Raw genomic sequence first — 19,735 nt, forward strand, 5'->3', positions numbered from 1 at the left:
GGGTTGTGGCGGTCCGATTTTCTCCTAAACGTTCCAACGGTTTCTCCTACCTGAAACAATAGTTTCTCCTGGGAGAAACAAAAGTTCCGGTGAAGGCGTTGAGGGATGAGTGAAAATACAATCGGATGATTAAGATCCTTTGAGCGCCCGGATATCCGCCCCGGAGATTGCCTGGAAGGGTTGTAACTCAAATTCCGGGATAACGGCAAGGATATGGTCGAAGATATCCGATTGGATGTTCTCGTAGAGTACCCAACGTTTCTCGGAAGAGAAAACATAGAGCTCCAAAGGAATACCCGTATCCGTGGGTTGCAACTGACGCACCATGCAAGTCAGTTCCTTGCTGATCTGCGGATGATGTTTGAGGTAGCTCTCGATATAGGCGCGGAAGATGCCCAGGTTGGTTTGCCGGCGACCGTTGACCAGGATCGTATTGTCGATCTGGTGCTTCTCGTTATATTTATGTAACTCGCTCTCTTTGTGGTCGATGTATTTAGTGATCAGGCTGATCTTCCGGAACTTATCCAGCATCTCGGGCGTACAGAACTTCACACTGTTCATATCGATACTGATCGAACGTTTGATGCGTCGTCCGGGGGAGTCGCTCATGCCTCGCCAGTTCTGGAACGAATCGCTCACCAGGGCGTAGGGCGGGATGGTAACGATCGTATTGTCGAAGTTTCTTACTTTGACAGCGTTCAGCGTCACATCGATCACATCGCCGTCGGCCTGGTATTTAGGCATGGTGATCCAGTCGCCCGGACGAAGCATATCGTTGGCGGTCAGCTGTATGCCGGCCACAAAGCCCATCAGTGTATCTTTGAATACCAGGGTAAGGATCGCAGCCGAGGCACCCAGTCCGGTCAATAGGGCAACGGGTGATTGGTTGATCAGTATACTGATAATAATGATCAATCCGATAAAGATGATGATGATCTGGATGACCTGGATAAAACCCCGGATCGACTTCCCTTGTTTGCGTCGTTGATAGATATCGTTGCTCAGCGACAACAAAGAATTGACGAACCGGATCACAATAGCGATGATATAGACCACGATCACTTTCTTGGTAAAGACAAACCACCAGCTCTCGGCGTCGAACATCAGGGGCAAGGTGACATACAGGAAGATGGCCGGGATCACATGGATCGCCTTGTCAATAATCTTCCGGTCGACAATCAGATCGTCCCAATCCGTTTCGGTTTTCTTCGCCACCTGTCGGAAAGCGCCGAGAATACCTTTCTTACAAACCAGATCGATCAGGAAAGCCAGGAGAAAGATCGTTACGCATATTAATATTTCATCCAGATATCCTCCGGTTCCACTCTGAATACCCATTGTCTCAAACAACGCTGCCAGCCAGCTTCTTACTATTTCCATGTCTTTTTGTTTTTGTATTATTCGGACAAAGTTAAGGAAACATTCCCTATATTTGTCCTTGATTATTTAACAAGTATTGAAAAAGAAAAGTTATGCAAAAGAGGTTGAGCGTAGGGATTGCCCTTGTTTTATTGTTAACCGGTTGTTCCAGTGTGCCCATAACCGGCCGTAAACAAATGATGTTGGTTTCGGAACAGGAGGTATTGTCGGCCAGTCTGACACAGTATAGTGAATTTATCAGTTCGGCGCAGAAGTCGACCAACGCCACACAGACCGCGCAGGTAGTCCGCGTAGGGAAGAAGATTGCCGCCGCTACCGAAGAGTATCTGAAAGCCAATGGTTTCGCCGATGAGATCGCGAACTTCGCCTGGGAATTCAACCTGGTAAACGATGCGCAGGTGAATGCTTTCTGTATGCCCGGCGGAAAGATCGTGGTGTATGAAGGACTGATGAAGATCGTCGCTTCCGACGATGAACTGGCCGTAGTGATGGGTCATGAGGTAGCCCATGCGGTAGCCAAACACAGCAACGAACGTATGAGCCAGCAGGTGTTGACGCAGTATGGCGCGGCGATATTGAGTACGGCGGTAAGCAATAAGAGTGCCGCGATACAGAACGTTGCCGGCACGGTCTACGGCTTGGGGTCGGAGATCGGTGTGACCTTGCCTTTCTCCCGCAAGCATGAGACGGAAGCCGACTATATGGGATTGGTATTGATGACGATGGCGGGTTATAACCCGAATGCCGCTGTCGGTTTCTGGCAGAAGATGGCTGCCGGCAATGCTGGCGGAACGCCTGAGTTCCTCAGCACACACCCCAGCGACTCCCGTCGTATCTCCGATATTCAGCAGTATTTGCCGGAGATGGAGAAATACAAGAAGTAAATTACACCGTGATTCCCATCTTCTTCATTAGGAAGGAGGCATTCATATTCTGAGCTATCCCTTCTCGCAATGTGTACGAGAAGGATAGCTCATTCTCTTTTATGTCGGCTTCGAAGCGGAAGTTCTTGATCTCGTGGGGAAACTCCTCTTCGAGGCTTCCCAAGACCAGGTCGTGCGTGGCGATGATGCCGCAGGTATTGAAGTGAACCAGCTGCTTCATCAACGCCAGTGAACCTTTCTGTTTGTCTACCGAGTTGGTCCCTTTCAGTATCTCATCGAGGATAATAAAGAGTTCTTGTCCGTCTTTCAATCGGTCGATAATCATCTTCAGCCGTTTAAGTTCGGCAAAGAAATAAGATTCGTTGCTTACCAGCGAGTCGGAAGTACGCAGGCTGGTGACCAGATGCGCCGGATAGATGGTCAATGACTCGGCGAAGACCGGTGCACCGATACACGCCAATATATAGTTTACACCCACCGTTCGCAGGTACGTGCTCTTGCCTGCCATATTGGCTCCGGTGATCACCAGGAAACGCGGGCTCTTCCGAATATCGATAGCGTTGCATACACATTTATCACGGTGCAATAGGGGATGCCCCAAGGCTTTACCTTCCATCTTAAAATAGGCATCGGCAATTGTCGGATAGATATAGTCGGGATGATTGAACGCAAAGCCGCCCAATGAGCTATAGGCATCGAAACGCGCCAAGGCATCGATCCATCCGGTGATCTGTTCTTTGTGTTGCGCCTTCCATCGCTCGAGACAAAAAGCGTGACGGGTATCCCGCAGGTAGAAGATATTCAACAGGATACCGGCAGCGCTATAACGCTGATCCAAGCCACCGATATAACCCGACAACTGTTTGATGGCCCGCGAGGCTGTGATGCCTTTCTCGCCGGTCAGTTGATGGGTAATCGTTTGTAAGGCTTCGCTTTGGAAAGAAGAGGTTTCGATTATCCGCATCAGATCCGCATAGGTGGCGAAGATCTTCTCCATCTTATTGACCGTTTGATAGAGTTGGTTGACTTGTCGTCCGGTCACGTTCGCCAATACAAAGCTGACGGCGAAGAACAAACCCACCATGCCGCCACTGATCCGATCGAAGGCAAAACCAGCCAAGATCACGACCCAGAATACGGGAATAAGTACCATCATCACTTTCCAGAAGCGACTTCTCAGGAAATAGTATTGTCCTTCGGTCAATGCGTTCAGGTCGGCACTGTCTTTCTTATTGCTTGTTTTTCTTGTTCCGGTGACATAGAAATGCTGACGCAATGCCGTCATACCGGCCAGCTCCCGGATGGCTTCCTGACGCTTGAGAATCTCCGGTTTCTGAGTTAGCGGCATCCGGAACCCATCCGCCAGTGTGTCTTTCCCCTGTTCGGTAACCGTACGGTTGATGGATTGAAAAAGAGAGCGTTCGCCGAATAAATCAAGATCCAGGCTGAAAGAATGCTCGGCCGAGCTCTTTTCTGCCGCCCCGTCGAACGCCGAGAAATCATAGTCCAACGCTTTCAGTTCGTTCACATTCAGATTGATCATCGCTTCGGCGTAATTTTTCTGTTTGGAAAGCCGGTTATGATAAAGCATCAACGCCGCGAACGGAATGCAGTACAAGACCAGAATAGCCAGCCACCACGGCCAATTCTCCTCGCGGCACACCCACAGTGTCGCCACCGTCGCCGCCACAATCGCCAACCGTACCGTTCCAATAAGATGAATTACTTTACGTAGCTGTTCCGCCTTTTCCTGATGAAGCCTTACCTTTTCTTTATAATAGGAGTATATATTTTTCATGGGGGACAAAGATAGTCGTTTTATCTTTCATCCGCTTCCAACTGACGACTGATAAGCTCTCGTAATTCTTCTCTGTCTGGTAGATATAATTGGTATTTAGATACGAAAAGTTGGCTATTCATACCATAAGTGGCATATTCGACCAAGAGTTCATCTTTCTCTTTCGAAAGGATAATGCCAATAGGAGAATTATCTCCTTCGTAGTTTTCTTCTTTGGCGAAATAACCCATATACATGTTCATTTGTCCGATATCTTTATGCTTTACGTCATTGATCTTGAGATCAATCAAGACAAAACTGCGAAGAATGCGATGGTAAAACACTAAATCGACATGATGCGGAGTATTGTTTAGAGTAATCCGGTATTGCCTTCCTACAAAAGTAAATCCTTTGCCGAGTTCCAGTAAGAATTTTTCAAGATTGTCAATCAAGCGTGTCTCCAATTCTGTCTCAGAATAGTTATAAGGCTCAGGGATTTTTAAAAATTCCAATACGTAAAAGTCTTTCACGATGTCTTCTGGGCGTTCAACAATCTGACCCTGTTGGGATAGTTTCAATACCTCTTCTTTGTCTTTCGATAAAGCAAGGCGCATAAACAATCCTGAATCTTTTTGGCGTCTTAATTCTCGGACACTCCAGTTCTCTAATATATTTTGTTGGTAGTAAAACGAACGTTCCAGGTCATCGTCAATCTTTAATAGCTCGCAAATATGCGACCAAGATAATTTGTGTGACACTGTCTCACAAATTGGATAACGAAGGTACATCAATCGCATATAGTTGAGGTTAGAACGACTAAAGCCTTTTCCATGGAGTAGAGTCAGATCGCGTGAAAGATTTTCCAATAGGTTCAATCCATAGCCAGCTCTCGTACTTCCTCCCTGTTCATATTCAATGATGTACTTCCCGATGTTCCAGTTCGTGTCGATTAAGGATTTGTTGACAGAATGAATGGCCTGCATTTGCCCGTCGACATAGCTACGGGAAATGCGTTCGAGCAAATCCTTATATTCTGGATTCAAGTTCTTGGTTTTTTCTACGTTCATCATTTTTTTTCCCAAAGATAGTGAAAGCCGAACACAGAAGCAAGCTTGCTTGACTCTGTTGAGGCGCATCCTATCTTCGATTCCATTTATGGAATCGAAGATAACAAAACCCCCTCAAACCGGGTTATATCGTATGAAGCCACTATTTCCTTGATTTGGCACAGTCGGGGATAAAGGAAAGATTTACCTTTGCAGCAGTAGAACAAGTATGTGATGAAAAGATATAGTCTTATGTTATTCGGGCTCTTATGCGCCGCTTTTGTCTACGGACAGGATTACAAGAAGCAACTCAGTGATCACCTGTCGGCCATTCGTTATTATAATGCGGACAGCGTGCGGGCGGAGTTGGATAAGCGGCCTTATTTTACGCTCTTCCGCGATAATTACTTCGTCGGCGGTGTGCCTTTGGGCAAAGAGCCGACGACTACGAATTCGGACGTCAAGTTCCAGATCAGCATCTCTCAGCGGATTACCAAGAGCCAGTTGCCTTTCGATACGTATCTGTTTGTGCAATATACGCAGAAAGCGTTCTGGAATGTCTTTCAGAAGTCTATGCCGATGCGGGATATGAATTTTAATCCGGGCATCGGTTTGGGACATCTGATTGTTTATAAGGATAATTATATCGGAAAGGGCTATCTGATGGTCGAACACGAATCGAATGGCAAAGACAGTATCTTCTCCCGGAGCTGGAATAAGGTGACGCTCTGCGCTTCGGTGATGATCAACCAGAACTGGGAGACACAGTTCCGCATCTGGGCACCGATTGTCGACAGCGATAACAACCGCGACCTGTTGAAATATGCCGGAATCGTGCAGCTGGGCAGCACGTACCGAAGCAATAACCGGCGCTTCAACGCCAGTGTCCTCTTTACCAAGCGCAATTCGAAGATGAGCTTCAACACGCAGGTGGAACTCAGTTATAAGTTTAATGCCCGCGAGAACCAATACCTTTTCTTGCAGTATTATAACGGCTATGCCGAGAATCTGTTGGAATACAACCAGTACAAAAACATCATCCGGCTGGGCTTTGTCATCAAACCGCAGGACTTCAGTTTCTTCTGATCCGTCTTTTCCGGGCAACATACAGGTCTTTATCTTCCGGGATAAGGGCCTTTTTTTTGTCGTTCCGGGGAGAAAAAACAGTATGAGGTACGTCAAAAACAATTATGACGTACCTCAAAACTGATTATGACGTACCTCAAAACGGATTATGACGTACCTCTAAATTTTTTTACAGGTAGGTGTTGCCGGAAAAGCGACTCAGCGTTACCGGAAAGCAAGGCTGATGTCGGCAGAAAACGACCGTAATGTTTGATTTATTTCTCTTCTTCTTTGAGATACACATCTTCGCGTGGCAGTAGCTTCTCGAGATTGGCGATGCCCAGGGCGACGATGGCGGTGACCGTAGCGGTATGTTCCTGGTATTCGGGAATGTTCTTGGTGTAGAGGTCGCGTTCGGTATGCCAGATCTCTCCGTAGTTGAAGTCGTAGCCTTTGAAGTCCTGGGTGGTGAAGCCAATTGTCGGCACCCCTTCGACGGCAAAGACCGAAGCGTCGGTGCCTCCCGTTTGGGTGGGGCGTCGGCGGGGTTGTTCGTTTATTTTCACTTCAAAGGGGTAGTCGGGGCGTATCTTTGCGATGGGCGCGCAGATTTTCTCGAAGTCTTTATACCAGCTTTGCGGCACGGTGATGCCCACGGGTGGGGTAGGGCCGCCATCGCGGTTGAACAGGTTGGCGATCTTCGGCAGTTTCTTGGCATGGGTTTTGACGAAAGCTTGCGCGCCCCATAAGCCAAACTCTTCGGCGGCGAAGGCGACAAAGAGGATCGTGCGTTTAGGCTTGGCGCCGGAAAGGGCAAGCATGCGGGCGGCTTCCATCATGGGGCCGATGCCGGTGGCACAGTCGATCCCACCGGTAGCTACGTCGAACGCATCCAGGTGTCCGCTGATAATCACATATTCATCGGGGTATTTACTGCCTTTGATCGAAGCTACGACGTTATGAAACTTCACCGGTCCGAGCTTGAAATGATTCCGTATATCGAACTCCAACAGGAACTCCCGTCTTTCTTTCACCAGCTGCTTGATCACGGCGAATTGATGTTCGTCCAATTTGATATCCGGCACTTCGGGCAGGTTATCGAAGTCCATCAGCCCTTCTTTGAGCATCTTCCGGTCGTAGAGCGCGCGGATAGGCACGGCAGACGACTGGATAAAGCCCAAAACACCGGCTTCGACCATCTCGTGATAGAACAAACCGGGGAATTCGCGGTACGCCCGGGGTGTACCTGCTTCCCCTCCTTCGTAGCGCCGACGCATGATCTGCCGGTTTTCTTCCCCGATCTTCCGGTTCTCTTCTTTGACGACCACGCGGATCGAATCCCCTTCGGGCGAGCGGTCGATAGGCCAGCCTTCGTTCGTACCTGAGATCAATACCCAGGCGCCGTTCAATCGGGTTCTCATCCGGTCGAACTCTTCTTGTGTCGTGGGTTCCATCACGACATGGCCGCGTTGCAGCCCTTTCGTTCCGGAGGTATAAGATGGCGTGGCGAAGTGCAACGTCATGGGCTGGTCGCCCAAAAGACGGCCGAACCACGGGCCACGGTTGAATCCGACGGGCACGGAACCGGCTTCCTGCAACTCTACGTCCAAGCCCCAACTTTTGTACTGGCGCACCATCCATTCGGCCGCGTTCTCGTAGGCGTCCGAACCGACCAGGCGTCCGCCGAAACGGTTGGTCAATACGTCGATCTGATGCATGGTTTGATTGTCGGTCTGACCGATCTCGATAATTTTTTTCGTCGCCGCGTCCTGGGCGCTGAGTGGAATGGTTGTTAGTATGGCGCACACACAACCAACGAAAAGTGCTCTTCTCATGTTTAGAATAGATATAATTGTGTTACTCGTTAGTCACAAAGATAGCATATCTGAATGAATATCGTTACCTTTGCGGTCTAAACAATCGAGCGGTAATTATGATTTTCTACTTTTCCGGAACAGGAAACTCCTTGTGGGTCGCAAGGGAATTGAGCAAAGCTTTCAATGAGCCATTGATTTCTATAGCGGAAGTGACAAAGTCAGGGAACAATGCGACAGTCTATTTTCTTCAACCGACGGAACAGATCTTTTTTGTCTATCCGGTACATTCCTGGGGGCCGGCTGTATTGGTCGGTGAGTTCATTCGTCATTTGGAACTGAAGGCGTATACCGGTCAACCGGTCTATTCCATCTGTACCTGTGGGGATGAATGCGGATATACGGAGAACCGGATCGGGAAATGGCTCCGGCAGAAAGGCATCACACTGACCGGCAGCTACTCTTTGCAGATGCCGAATAATTATATCCTGCTACCGGGATTCGATGTCGACCCTCAGGAGGTGGAAGAGAAGAAACTGCAGGAAGTGCCCAGCCGTCTGGCTGCCATCGTTCAGGCGATCCGGGAAACCACCGGGCAGCCTCTATATCATACCGGAAGCCTGCCGTTTCTCAAAAGCCGCATGATCTATCCTTTGTTTGTGCGTTACGCGCTGAAGCGGAATTCTTTTTATGCAACGGATGCCTGTGTCTCCTGTGGTCTCTGCGCGAAAGGCTGTCCGACAGGCACCATCACGATGGAGAAAGGCAAATTGCCGAAATGGGAAAAAGACAGTTGTGTGCAATGCCTCGCCTGTATCCATTACTGTCCGGAGCGCGCCATCGAATACGGGAATATCTCTAAAAAGAAAGGACGTTACCACCATCCCGATATCCGATCGATCAAGTAAACTCACCCGATGAACCGTCCTTCCGGGCGTATCTTAATCTTTTATAGCATCACCGGCTCACAAGGCAGCGTGAACCAGAACTCGGAGCCTTCACCCAAGGTGGATTCCACGCCGATTTGTCCGCCCAGGTTCTCTACGATCGATTGAGAGATGGATAAGCCCAGCCCGTTCCCCTGAATAAAGCTGTCGAACTTGGAGAAGCGGTCGAAGACCGTCGGCAGGTTGTCCTCTTCGATGCCTTTACCGGTATCCTTTACGAAGAAGCGCAGGCCGTTGTCGATATAGGTATAGCCCATCCGGATTGATCCTGAAGAAGTGAATTTGATGGCATTGCTGACGAAGTTGGAAACGACCTGCGTGATGCGGTTCTTATCCGAATAGATCAGGCAAAGGCGATCGGGCAGTTCGGAAATGAGCTCGACCCCGGCTTTGACTCGGGCGCCATACACCTTCTCCATATTGTTGAAGATTCCGGCCACTTCGAAGCCCGAATAGATAAAGTCGAGCTCTCCGGCTTCGATCTTCGAAAGATCCAGGATATCACTGATCAATTGCAGCAAAAGGTCGTTATTGGTCTCGATGATATCGAAATAACTCTCCTGTTCGTCTTTGTCGTCGGTCTGCATCACCAATTGGGAGAAGCCGACGATGGCGTTCAACGGCGTACGGATCTCATGACTCATATTGGCCAGGAAGGCGGTCTTCATCCGGTTCGATTTCTCGGCCTTTTCCCTCAGTTCGATCAGTTCGTCTTTGGTCTTGGTGGCCGTAATATCTTTACGTATCCCGATGATGCGGATGATATTCCCATCGCGGTTGCGCTTGGAAGCGGTCGCGTTGATCTCATACCAGCGCAGATCCTGCCCGGGAAAAGCCAGGCGGACTTCGACCGACATCGATTTCTTCTTCCCGTTGATCAGGTTCTCATAGCTGGTACGGAATGCCTGCTGGTCGTCAGGATGAAGATAATCAAGGTATTCATTCAGCGACATATTCTGCGATTCGGCCGCTTCTTTGTTCGACGAGGAGAATAGATTCGCCCGGGTATCAAACTCCCAGGGCAGGATATCGGCGGAGCTGAACGCCAGCTCCAGGTTGGATTTGGCGTTGATCAACTCTTGCTGCTTCAATACCTCATCGGTGATGTTGCGTTCGGTCCCAACCACCTGCATCAGTTTGCCATCTTCCTTGATGCTGTTCACATAGGTTTCGAGCCATTGGTAAGAATCGCCTTGTTTGAAACGAAAGATGAACTTTCGTTTATTGAACTTGCCCGAGAGGATATCTTTCATCATTTGGTTGTGCTTCTTCACATCATCCGGATGAATGATCTTCTGCAGTTCTTGCTGCGTGATGCCGTTTCCCGAAAGGGTTTCGCCGTAGAGCGAGAAATAGGTCTCTTTTTCAATATCGTAATTCCAGGCAGAGATATTCCCCGCTTCGAGGGCTAAGGCGAGCGCGTTCTTTGTTTTCTCGAGCTCGAACTCTCTTTTGCGGATCTCTGTCGTTTCTACCGTGACAGCCATCAGGTATCGTCGGCCGTCCGAATTGGTAAAGCAACTCTTGGTGGTGACTTCCCAACGGAACGGGTTTCCGTTTTCATCGTTCGACACGCGTTCGTACATGACCGGTTCACCCCGAGCCACAACCGCTTCGTCTTCTTTATAATAGATCTCTGCCCGGGGTCCTCCGAGTTCGAGTTCGTTCTGTCCCAGCTTGAACACAACCGAGTCGCCGAAGAAGTCTAAAAGCTGATGGTTGAAGAACTCGAAACGGAACTCATTGTCGATATCTTTCACCAATAACCCGACCGGCAGGTGGTCGACCATGGATTGGAAGAAGTCTTTCAACCGGGTGATCTCTTTTTCTTTTTCCCGCTCCGGCGTTTCGTCGTGGGCAAAGCAGATCACCTGGTCTTTCTGGAATGGCACAGTGCGTGCTTGCGCGTAGTAGGTTTTATCTTTGGTGACTTGATAATTAAAGGTGTACACTTCCTTTGTTTGGGCAGTCTTGTGGATATGTTCTTCGATGATCCGTGCGGCGTCGGCGAAGGCCGGATCGATCTCTCCGAGCTCGGAGATCTTCGTTCCTTTCACTTTTTCGATGTCGACACCAAGCAACAGATTATCTTTCGGGTTGATGATATCGATCAACCGCTTGGAAGAATCATATATAAAGGCTGTATCAGGCATGGAACTCAATAGCTCCATCACCCACTTATCGGATGTGATATGCGTTTCTTCTTTCACTGGCACACTTCTTTTTATTCCTTTTGTCAATAGGTCTAACGCCTTGCTCTATCGCGCAAAATTAAGAAAAGGCTTTCAGATTTCAATGACTTTGTTCTCTTTTCTGCTGCGTTCGGCGGCAAAGGCTATCAGATGACTTTCAAGGGACTCATTTAATGGGGTGCTCATCACTTTGGAGTTCTGGGTACGTACGGCTTCAATCCAGTCGCGGATCATGCCCATATCGCCTCCTCCGTGTCCGACACCTTCATAGTTGAGGGCGTCCATGGCATTGGCGTTGTACACTTTCTGCTTTCCGCTGACGAAGTCGGTATGGGTGAATTCTTCCATATCGCCTACGATATCTCCGCGGGTGCCCATGATGCGGGTGCGGCGGCCGCTATAAGACGTGAAAGCTTCGATCGAGAAATTGACGGTCACCTCTTTCTCAAACTCCATCAACATCATATAATGATCGGGCTGATCGTTGTCGCAATGGTAGACGCAGCGTCCGTAAAGTCCGCTTTTCAGGTTCTCCAGGATCACATCGCCTTGCTTCTCCGCTTCTTCCGGCAGATCGAACACGTAGAGCCAGGTGCGGTCGCGATAGTAAATCTTCAGGGCAGAGTAGGGGCAGGTCGACTCCGCCGGGCATCCGTCGGTACAGCGCAGAGGGGCACCTTCCGGCGCGTTCTCCTTTTTGAAATGCGATAGGCTGCCGAAAGCGACCGTGCGCTTGCAGCGCGATCCGATGATCCAATGCAGGATATCCAGGTCGTGGCTCGATTTGGCCAACACCAACGGCGTGCTCTTATCGGCTTGCCGCCAGCTTCCCCGGACGTAAGAATGGGCCATGTGCACATGGTCGACCGGCTCGAAGTGCTGGATGCTGATCAGATCGCCGATGGCGCCGCTCTGTACCAGCTCCTTCAGCATCAGGAAGTAAGGCGAGTAGCGCAAGACGTGCGTCAGGCAGACGATATTTCCCTTCTCTTCGGCATAAGCCACCAGGCGGCGGCATTCCTCTTCGGTCTGGGCGATCGGTTTCTCCAGTAAGATATCGTATCCCAGATCCAGCGCTTTCATACACGGGGCGTAATGCAAGTGGTCGGGCGTAGCAATGATCACCGTATCGGCAAATTTGGGGCGGGCAAGCAATTCCTCCCAGGTGGCCACCCGGTTTTCCATGGGTACCTGGTATTTGTCTCCATACAACGTGCGGCGAAGTTCAACCAACTCCGCTATACCAATAATCTGAAGGTCTTCAGGATGTTCCAACGCATAATCGCCATACAACTTCCCCCGTCCGCTGGCGCCAAGTACAATCGCGGTAACGGGCTTCTTTTGATTCTTTTCCATATCGTATTCAAATAAATCAGGTTAATCCACCGCCAAATATACGAGTTAAAAAGGAAAGACAACCCGAATGGCTCTAAAATAAAGTGTTGAGAGCTCTAAACAAAACTGACCGATGAGATCTCTTGACCGAAGGCGTGTATGCGATCCTCTATTTTCCGGACTGTTTTTTCACTGGGCTTGCGCACCCCGTTGATATAGTGTCCCAGTTGTTTTTGATTGACGCCCGTTATACGTTCCAGGCCAGCCAGCGTGAAAGCATAGGCGTAATATTGCAGGAACGATGCGGTGTCGTACTTAAATTCGAATTCCAATTGCGGGCATTCTTTACCTTCTTCGGCATACATCGCTTTCATTTCGGCATACGAATGGTTGAAATCGGCAATCGTTTCCGATACGGTTTTCCCCTGACCTAAAAGTCCGAAGGGAACACGCTTCACAAATTCCATGTTTGCGTCAAAAGTGCCGTCCATTCCACGTTCTATAATTACTTGTACTTTCATGTTTTGTCCTCTTTTCTTTATCTATAATCTCCAACTTCAAAATTCAACTCCGGATTGCTCCTGAATGCTTTTTAGTGTTTTCGGTTTCGCTTCTTCGCTTTTGTGTCGTGGGATTTGAAACCGCCGGTTTGTAATCGGGCTAAACCACCAATCATGGTTTGTTCCGTGTGAGAGGAAATAGCATCCTGCTTTTTTTAGCTTTCGTTCAACTTCGGAGTATTTCATATTGTTTTGGTTCATGTTTCAGGCAAGCAAAGATAGTAATATTGCTATCAATATGCAAGTGTTTAGGTGTTATTTTTCTCTTCCTTATGGAAGGTTTGAAGTACAAGGAACAGCGTTCCGGGGATAAGAATAATCAGAGCGGAAACCAAGAGGGCGATTTTCAATGAATACATATCATTCAGCCAGCCGATAAATGGGGTGACGGCGGCGAAGATCAGGCGGATGACGAAGTTGCGGATCGAAAGCACGGTGGCGCGCATTTCGGAGAAGGTCATTTGGTTGATGTAGCCTTTGAGGATCGGTGTGGCAAATCCGCGGAAGATGTAAAAGACCAGCAGTACCAAGAGTCCTACCGGCGTGAGGTTGTAGGCCAAAGCGATATAACCCCCGACGATCATCACCAGGATGATCAGATTCATGCGGTTCATGCCGAAGAAACGTTCCACGCGGTCGGAGTAGAGGGCGGCCAGGCCGACCGTGAGGTTCAATACCGTCCAGATGATGCCGTAATAGCTGGTGGGCGTATCCATCTGCATCAGGTAGGGCTGCACGAACCAGGCCATCGTCAGGGTGGCGGCACCGATAATGCCGGAGTAAAAGATGTTGTAACAGAGCTTCTTATTGGTGACCAATGAGTATTTGACAATACGCATGATCTCGTGTACGGGGCTTTGTATCTTGTTTATCCCTTTGTATTCGGTGAGTGCCAGGGCGGCAGGGATACCGGTAAAAGCAATCAATACCTGCCCGTAGAAAGGGAAACGCAAGGAATAGACGGCCAATAGTCCGCCAAAGATACCGGCAATGGCTTCGGCGAAGTTTCCGATCATCGTGATGCGCCCTTCGTAGCGCATATATAGTTGTTCTTTTTTATGGTGTGCCGTCGTATCGTAGAGCAGGGCGGAGTCGGCACCGTTGACCAGTGTCTGCCCAATACCGAGCAGGAGCTCGGCGACAATAAACGCGCCGAAAGAACTCGTCAGCGAGTAACAAAGATACCCACCGAAGAACAACAAGCATCCGGATATAAGGCATTTCTTCCGTCCCCACACATCGGCCAGATAACCGGAAGGGATCTCCAATATCACAGCAGCAACCGAATAGACGCTCTTCAGAATAAATACATCCTGCAACCCCAACCCATGATCTTCATAGAAGAGCACGATGATAGGCATCACCAAACTAAACCATTTGGATAATTTGATCAGATAGAGAGCAAGGATATTTTTTTGCATATGAAACTAAAAAAACCATCCTTGTTTAAAAGGATGGTTTTCAATTATTTGGAAGTAATCACTTTCTTACAGTACGTTGATTTCTTTCAATACAGCGTTTGTTGCTTTAACAGCCGCAGCGCTCTTAGCGAACAATTCTTTTTCAGCAGCGTTCAGATCCAGCTCAACGATCTTTTCGATACCGTTCTTGCCTAAGATCACAGGCACGCCGATACAGATATCGTTTTCGCCGTATTCGCCTTCCAAAGCCACAGAGCAAGGGATCATCTTCTTCTGGTTGTGGATGATAGACTCAGCTACCAATGCTCCGGCAGCACCCGGTGCATACCAAGCGGAAGTACCCAACAGGCCAGTCAGTGTAGCACCACCGACCATGGTTGCTTTCACTACTTTGTCCAGTTCTTCTGCACTTAAGAGTTCGGTTACAGGAATGCCTTTGTAAGTAGCCAGACGAGCCAACGGGATCATCGTCGTGTCACCGTGACCACCGATAACCATACCTTCTACTTCGTTTGCATTGCAACCCAAAGCCTGAGACAGGTAATATTTGAAACGTGAGCTATCCAAAGCGCCACCCATACCGATGATACGGTTTTTCGGCAGGCCTAAAGATTTCAATGCCAGGTAAGTCATGGTATCCATCGGGTTAGAGATCACCACGATGATAGCATCCGGAGAATATTTCAATGCGCTTTCCGCTACATTCTTCACGATACCGGCATTGACACCGATCAATTCTTCACGCGTCATACCCGGTTTACGAGGAATACCTGAGGTGATGATGATCACATCCGAACCGGCTGTTTTGGCATAATCGTTTGTGCAACCTACCACCGTCGTGTCGAATCCCAACAGTTGAGCAGTCTGCATCATATCCATTGCTTTACCTTCGGAAACACCTTCTTTCACATCCAGCATGACCACTTCGTCTGCCACTTCATTGAAGGCAAGAACATTTGCACACGTAGCGCCTACATTACCGGCACCAACAACAGTTACTTTAGACATAATACTAACTTTTAATATGTTTATGATATACTAATTACTCTTCTCAAAAAACCCTACAAAGGTAGTATCTCTTCCACAATAAAGAAATTTTTCCGTAAACAAATTGCTGCTGGTAATTATTAAATAACACTAAATGCAACCCACCACTTTCTGCGCAAACCGAGGCACCCCATAAGGCCAACGGCCTTTGAGCATCAGCATAGGGCAACGCCCTATGGTAGCCGATCAACCCTCGTCATAAGGCCAACGGCCTTTAAGCATCAGCATAGGGCAACGCCCTATGGTAGCCGATCAACCCTCATCATAAGGCCAACGGCCTTTGAGCATCAGCATAGGGCAACGCCCTATGGTAACGATCAACCCTCATCATAAGGCCAACGGCCTTTGAGCATCAGCATAGGGCAACGCCCTATGGTAGCCGATCAACCCTCATCATAAGGCCAACGGCCTTTAAGCAATAGCATAGGGCAGCGCCCTATGGTAACGATCAACCCTCATCATAAGGCCAACGGCCTTTAAGCATCAGCATAGGGCAACGCCCTATGATATCAGTCAAATAAATACCTTTCATCATAATCAACCTTGTACTTCCTCAAAAATGCGATTAGCTCCTCCTTGAACGTTCGTTTCCGATGATGTTCTCCCTGATCCATTATGTACTTTGCGACAACATCTATCTCAGTGGGGTTAACAGAGAATATCCCATAACCATCCTGCCAATAAAACTTAGAATAGCGAGGAGAAATGCTTTTAATCCATTTGGAAGATGATTTCTTTATCTCTTCAACCAATTTTGCTTGTGTTATTTTCCTCGAAAGAATGCACAATATGTGTATGTGGTCATCATAACCACCGACTTGTATAGGATAACATTCCAATCCCTTACAAACACCGCCAAGATAATCCCATAACTTGTTTCTTATTGCAATATCAATGAAAGGATAACGTTCTTTTGTGCTAAAGGTAATATGCACATAAACTTTTGATAATGGTTGAGGCATGATTGTATATAGTTAAGATTTATATGCAAATATACTGTTCTATAGTCATATATACAAGGAGGAGAATGTTAAAGTTTTCTACATTGGGCTTGCGCCCCGTTTACCATAGGGCGTTGCCCTATGCTGATGCTTGAAGGCCGTTGGCCTTATGATGGGTTAGGCGCTTGACCGGCCCCATAGGGCGTTGCCCTATGCTGATGCTCAAAGGCCGTTGGCCTTATTGACAGACACCACTAAATAAAAATAGAGGAAGCGGTAGTTTTTCGAATTGTAGGGAATATTTACTTGTTGACAATTGTCAACAGATTTGTTGATAACTATCAACAAATCTGTTGATAATTATCAACAAATAACTGGTCGCTGCAATGCGTTGATATACAGTGTCGTACAGACGGCACAAAACAAGGGGAAAAATGGCTTTGTCGCATTCGCTTTTTTGTGCGGATTTTCAGGGGATAGTTTGCATTATTGGAAAGAAATCACTATATTTACCTCATTGTTAGACAACCAGTTATAAACCTTAAACAGTTAGACTATGATTTTTATAGCTTATCTTACCAAAAGACCTTTTATTGCCTTGTTGGTCTTTGTCTTGTTAATGTCATTAACAAATGTGTTTGCACAGGAATATACGCTTTTACCCGATACGGTCCGTCTGGAGGATGTGATTGTGGTGGGCTATGCCACGGGGAGCGACCGGACGATCTCCGGTGCTGTCGATAAGGTGGATGAAGAGGATATGAACCGCGGAAAGATCTCCAACCCGCTCGATGCCTTGCGGGGGAAGGTGCCGGGCGTACATATTCCGCCGCCGACCAATGGACCGGCTGTACTCGATGCCGTGCGTATCCGGGGCACGACCTCGCTGACCGGAGGCAATGATCCGCTGGTGATTATCGATGGGGTGTTCGGGGATCTGAATATGCTTCGGGCGGTTTATCCGGCGGATATCGAAAGTTTTACTGTATTGAAAGATGCTTCCGAAACGGCACAGTACGGTTCCCGTGGCGCCTCGGGGGTGATCGAGGTGACCACCAAGAAAGGAAAGATGGGTGTGTTCAGCATCACTTATAACGGGCGTTACGGACTGGAGTCGGTCTATCGCAACCTGGATATGCTCTCGGGCAATGCCTATCGCCGGCTGGCTGTCGAGCAGCAGGTGGGCATTGTCGATCTGGGAAATGATACCAACTTCCCCGATGAGATGGTACAAATGGGCCATATCCAGGATCATTATATTGCTTTTGGCGGAGGTTCGGAAAGTTCCAACTATCGTGCTTCCGTCGGGTTTATCGACCGGCAGGGCGTGATCCGCAATAATGCGATGCGAAACTTCACGACCAAGGTCGATATCACCCAGCGCGCCTTCCAGAACCGCCTGGTATTGGATATCGGGGTGTTCGGCTCTTTACTGAAGAATAAATACCTGAACGATTATCAGAAAACATTCTATTCGGCGGCGACCTTCAACCCGACCTATCCGAATCATAAGAACCCGGTGACCGGCGCCTGGGATCAGGTGACCAACGCGAGCCAGATCACCAATCCGCTTGCCTGGCTGGAGGTGAAAGACGATGAGTCGAACGCACATATCAATACCCATATGAAATTGGTGGTTCATCTGACCGAGCAATTGAAACTGACGGCATTCGGATCGTACACCTATAACGTGGTCGAGAACTCCCAATACCTGCCCACTTCGGTATGGGGTGGCGGTCAGGCGTATAAAGGAACCAAAAAGACCGAGTATCTATTGGGTAATCTGATGCTGAGCTTCCGCAAGGATGTGGGCAACCATCATATCGATGCCTTGGGCCTGGCTGAGGCGCAGAAGAATACGCTCTCGGGATTTTATACGACGGTAACTAATTTCACGACCGATGGATACGGATACGACAACCTGCAGGCCGGAGCGGTTCGCCTGTGGGAGGGTACCGCTTCCTATTATGAAGATCCCCGATTGGTATCGTTTCTGGGGCGTGTCAATTATGTGTATGGCGGGCGTTATATCGCGACGGTGAATGCCCGGACGGATGCTTCTTCGAAGATCGGGGCGAATAACAAATGGGGTTTCTTTCCTTCGGCCTCGTTGGCGTGGACGATCAGCGAAGAGGGCTTTATGAAGAAATATCCGGTGATCCATAACCTGAAGTTGAGAGTCGGTTATGGACTGTCGGGCAATCAGGATGCGATCGACTCGTACACCTCGATGCAGCTGATGAAACCCAATGGCGTTGTTTCGGTAGGTGGTTCGCCTACGGTGACGATGGGCACGATCCGCAATGCCAATCCCGACCTGCGTTGGGAGGTGAAACAAACGTTTAATACCGGTTTCGACCTGGCGTTATGGACGAACCGTTTGATGTTCAAGGTCGATTATTATATCTCCAAGACCCGCGATATGCTCTATCTCTACGATGTGAGTGTGCCGCCTTTTGCCTACAATAAACTATTAGCCAACCTGGGATCCATGCAAAACAAAGGGCTGGAGATCGCTCTGGGATTGACCCCGTTGGAGACAAAAGAGATGGATCTGAATATCAATGTCAACCTGACGTTTCAGAAAAATAAAATCCTCTCGCTGAGTGGTATGTATAACGGTGAAGTGATGTCGGCACCCAACTATATCTCGCTGGCCGAACTGAACGGTGCCGGTTTTCATGGCGGCTACAATCAAATCGTCTACCAGATGGTGGGTCAGCCGGTCGGTGTCTTTTACCTGCCGAAATGTACCGGACTCGTACCCAATGCGACCGGCGGATACACCTACGGCATTGCGGATCTGAACGGTGGCGGTGTCAGTCTCGAAAATGGCGAAGACCGGTACGTTGCCGGGCAGGCCATGCCGAAGGTGATGCTGGGTTCGAATATCGCTTTCCGGTATAAACGTCTGGACCTGGCCTTGCAAATCAACGGCGCTTTCGGACATAAGATCTACAACGGCACGGCGCTTACTTATATGAATATGAATATCTTCCCCGACTACAATGTGATGCAAGAAGCGCCGGAGCGACGTATCCAGGACCAGACGGCCACCGATTACTGGCTGGAGAGTGGTAACTATGTGAACTTTGATTATCTGGCTGTGGGCTGGAATATCCCACTCAGCGAAGGCTGGAAGAAGATGGTACAGGCCGTCCGCCTTTCTTTCTCTGTCAATAATCTGGGAACGATCACCGGTTATTCCGGCTTTTCACCGATGATCAATAGTTATGTGGTGAACGGTACATTAGGAACCGACGACAAACGCAATTATCCCGTATCCCGATCGTATGTGGTCGGGCTGAATGTTCAATTTTAATACC

Annotated in this window: 15 protein-coding genes; 4 read left to right on the forward strand and 11 right to left on the reverse strand. The window is 48.7% G+C overall.

The genetic code is table 11. The features are described 5' to 3' along the window. Positions 1-129: 129 nt before the first annotated feature. Complete coding sequence (locus tag M2133_RS02005) at positions 130-1,380, reverse strand: mechanosensitive ion channel domain-containing protein (protein WP_277464286.1); 1,251 nt, start codon at positions 1,378-1,380, stop codon at positions 130-132. A gap of 92 nt (positions 1,381-1,472) precedes the next feature. On the opposite strand from M2133_RS02005, the gene M2133_RS02010 reads away from it, so the two are divergent. Continuing rightward, positions 1,473-2,264 (forward strand): M48 family metallopeptidase, encoded by a 792-nt coding sequence (locus tag M2133_RS02010; protein WP_277464287.1) that lies wholly within the window; start codon positions 1,473-1,475, stop codon positions 2,262-2,264. Position 2,265: 1 nt separating this feature from the next. Here the strand turns inward: M2133_RS02010 and M2133_RS02015 are convergent, their stop codons facing one another. Then, a complete protein-coding gene (locus tag M2133_RS02015; RefSeq protein ID WP_277464288.1) occupies positions 2,266-4,062 on the reverse strand; it encodes a MutS family DNA mismatch repair protein in 1,797 nt (598 codons plus the stop codon). Positions 4,063-4,082: 20 nt separating this feature from the next. Beyond that, entirely contained in the window at positions 4,083-5,111 is a 1,029-nt protein-coding gene (locus tag M2133_RS02020) for a PDDEXK nuclease domain-containing protein (protein WP_346843221.1), read from the reverse strand. A 210-nt stretch (positions 5,112-5,321) separates the two neighbouring features. Between M2133_RS02020 and M2133_RS02025 the strand changes: the two genes are divergently transcribed. Continuing rightward, complete coding sequence (locus M2133_RS02025) at positions 5,322-6,173, forward strand: phospholipase A (RefSeq protein ID WP_277464289.1); 852 nt, start codon at positions 5,322-5,324, stop codon at positions 6,171-6,173. A 254-nt stretch (positions 6,174-6,427) separates the two neighbouring features. Here the strand turns inward: M2133_RS02025 and M2133_RS02030 are convergent, their stop codons facing one another. Then, positions 6,428-7,987, reverse strand: coding sequence for a M20/M25/M40 family metallo-hydrolase (locus M2133_RS02030; protein ID WP_277464290.1), 1,560 nt, complete (start codon positions 7,985-7,987; stop codon positions 6,428-6,430). Positions 7,988-8,085: 98 nt separating this feature from the next. Between M2133_RS02030 and M2133_RS02035 the strand changes: the two genes are divergently transcribed. Then, positions 8,086-8,874 (forward strand): EFR1 family ferrodoxin, encoded by a 789-nt coding sequence (locus tag M2133_RS02035; protein ID WP_277464291.1) that lies wholly within the window; start codon positions 8,086-8,088, stop codon positions 8,872-8,874. 41 nt (positions 8,875-8,915) lie between these two features. Here the strand turns inward: M2133_RS02035 and M2133_RS02040 are convergent, their stop codons facing one another. From M2133_RS02040 to tnpA, 7 genes are all read right to left on the reverse strand, one after another. After that, positions 8,916-11,123 (reverse strand): ATP-binding protein, encoded by a 2,208-nt coding sequence (locus M2133_RS02040; RefSeq protein WP_277464292.1) that lies wholly within the window; start codon positions 11,121-11,123, stop codon positions 8,916-8,918. A 75-nt stretch (positions 11,124-11,198) separates the two neighbouring features. After that, positions 11,199-12,461 (reverse strand): Gfo/Idh/MocA family oxidoreductase, encoded by a 1,263-nt coding sequence (locus M2133_RS02045; RefSeq protein ID WP_277464293.1) that lies wholly within the window; start codon positions 12,459-12,461, stop codon positions 11,199-11,201. Positions 12,462-12,556: 95 nt separating this feature from the next. Then, on the reverse strand, positions 12,557-12,961 hold the full coding sequence (locus M2133_RS02050; protein ID WP_277464294.1) for a helix-turn-helix transcriptional regulator: 405 nt from the start codon (positions 12,959-12,961) through the stop codon (positions 12,557-12,559). A gap of 36 nt (positions 12,962-12,997) precedes the next feature. Further along, on the reverse strand, positions 12,998-13,201 hold the full coding sequence (locus tag M2133_RS02055) for a type II toxin-antitoxin system HicA family toxin (RefSeq protein WP_346843222.1): 204 nt from the start codon (positions 13,199-13,201) through the stop codon (positions 12,998-13,000). A gap of 47 nt (positions 13,202-13,248) precedes the next feature. Continuing rightward, the gene (locus M2133_RS02060; RefSeq protein ID WP_277464296.1) at positions 13,249-14,421 is read right to left on the reverse strand and encodes an MFS transporter; all 1,173 of its coding nucleotides are present in this window, start codon (positions 14,419-14,421) and stop codon (positions 13,249-13,251) included. Positions 14,422-14,487: 66 nt separating this feature from the next. Further along, positions 14,488-15,429 (reverse strand): malate dehydrogenase, encoded by a 942-nt coding sequence (gene mdh / locus M2133_RS02065; protein WP_277464297.1) that lies wholly within the window; start codon positions 15,427-15,429, stop codon positions 14,488-14,490. 548 nt (positions 15,430-15,977) lie between these two features. After that, complete coding sequence (gene tnpA / locus M2133_RS02070) at positions 15,978-16,430, reverse strand: IS200/IS605 family transposase (protein ID WP_277464298.1); 453 nt, start codon at positions 16,428-16,430, stop codon at positions 15,978-15,980. Between the two features lie 598 nt (positions 16,431-17,028). On the opposite strand from tnpA, the gene M2133_RS02075 reads away from it, so the two are divergent. Beyond that, positions 17,029-19,731, forward strand: a complete 2,703-nt coding sequence (locus tag M2133_RS02075; RefSeq protein ID WP_277464320.1) for a SusC/RagA family TonB-linked outer membrane protein — start codon at positions 17,029-17,031, stop codon at positions 19,729-19,731. Positions 19,732-19,735: the final 4 nt, after the last annotated feature.

Source organism: Parabacteroides sp. PF5-6, from assembly GCF_029504695.1.
GTDB lineage: Bacteria > Bacteroidota > Bacteroidia > Bacteroidales > Tannerellaceae > QVMG01.

Coding starts and splice junctions, on each gene's coding strand:
- M2133_RS02005 (WP_277464286.1), bottom strand. CDS start 1,380: ATGGAAATAGTAAGAAGCTGGCTGGCAGCGTTGTTTGAGACAATGGGT.
- mdh (WP_277464297.1), bottom strand. CDS start 15,429: ATGTCTAAAGTAACTGTTGTTGGTGCCGGTAATGTAGGCGCTACGTGT.
- tnpA (WP_277464298.1), bottom strand. CDS start 16,430: ATGCCTCAACCATTATCAAAAGTTTATGTGCATATTACCTTTAGCACA.
- M2133_RS02050 (WP_277464294.1), bottom strand. CDS start 12,961: ATGAAAGTACAAGTAATTATAGAACGTGGAATGGACGGCACTTTTGAC.
- M2133_RS02055 (WP_346843222.1), bottom strand. CDS start 13,201: ATGAACCAAAACAATATGAAATACTCCGAAGTTGAACGAAAGCTAAAA.
- M2133_RS02015 (WP_277464288.1), bottom strand. CDS start 4,062: ATGAAAAATATATACTCCTATTATAAAGAAAAGGTAAGGCTTCATCAG.
- M2133_RS02060 (WP_277464296.1), bottom strand. CDS start 14,421: ATGCAAAAAAATATCCTTGCTCTCTATCTGATCAAATTATCCAAATGG.
- M2133_RS02045 (WP_277464293.1), bottom strand. CDS start 12,461: ATGGAAAAGAATCAAAAGAAGCCCGTTACCGCGATTGTACTTGGCGCC.
- M2133_RS02035 (WP_277464291.1), top strand. CDS start 8,086: ATGATTTTCTACTTTTCCGGAACAGGAAACTCCTTGTGGGTCGCAAGG.
- M2133_RS02025 (WP_277464289.1), top strand. CDS start 5,322: ATGAAAAGATATAGTCTTATGTTATTCGGGCTCTTATGCGCCGCTTTT.
- M2133_RS02010 (WP_277464287.1), top strand. CDS start 1,473: ATGCAAAAGAGGTTGAGCGTAGGGATTGCCCTTGTTTTATTGTTAACC.
- M2133_RS02030 (WP_277464290.1), bottom strand. CDS start 7,987: ATGAGAAGAGCACTTTTCGTTGGTTGTGTGTGCGCCATACTAACAACC.
- M2133_RS02075 (WP_277464320.1), top strand. CDS start 17,029: ATGTCATTAACAAATGTGTTTGCACAGGAATATACGCTTTTACCCGAT.
- M2133_RS02020 (WP_346843221.1), bottom strand. CDS start 5,111: ATGATGAACGTAGAAAAAACCAAGAACTTGAATCCAGAATATAAGGAT.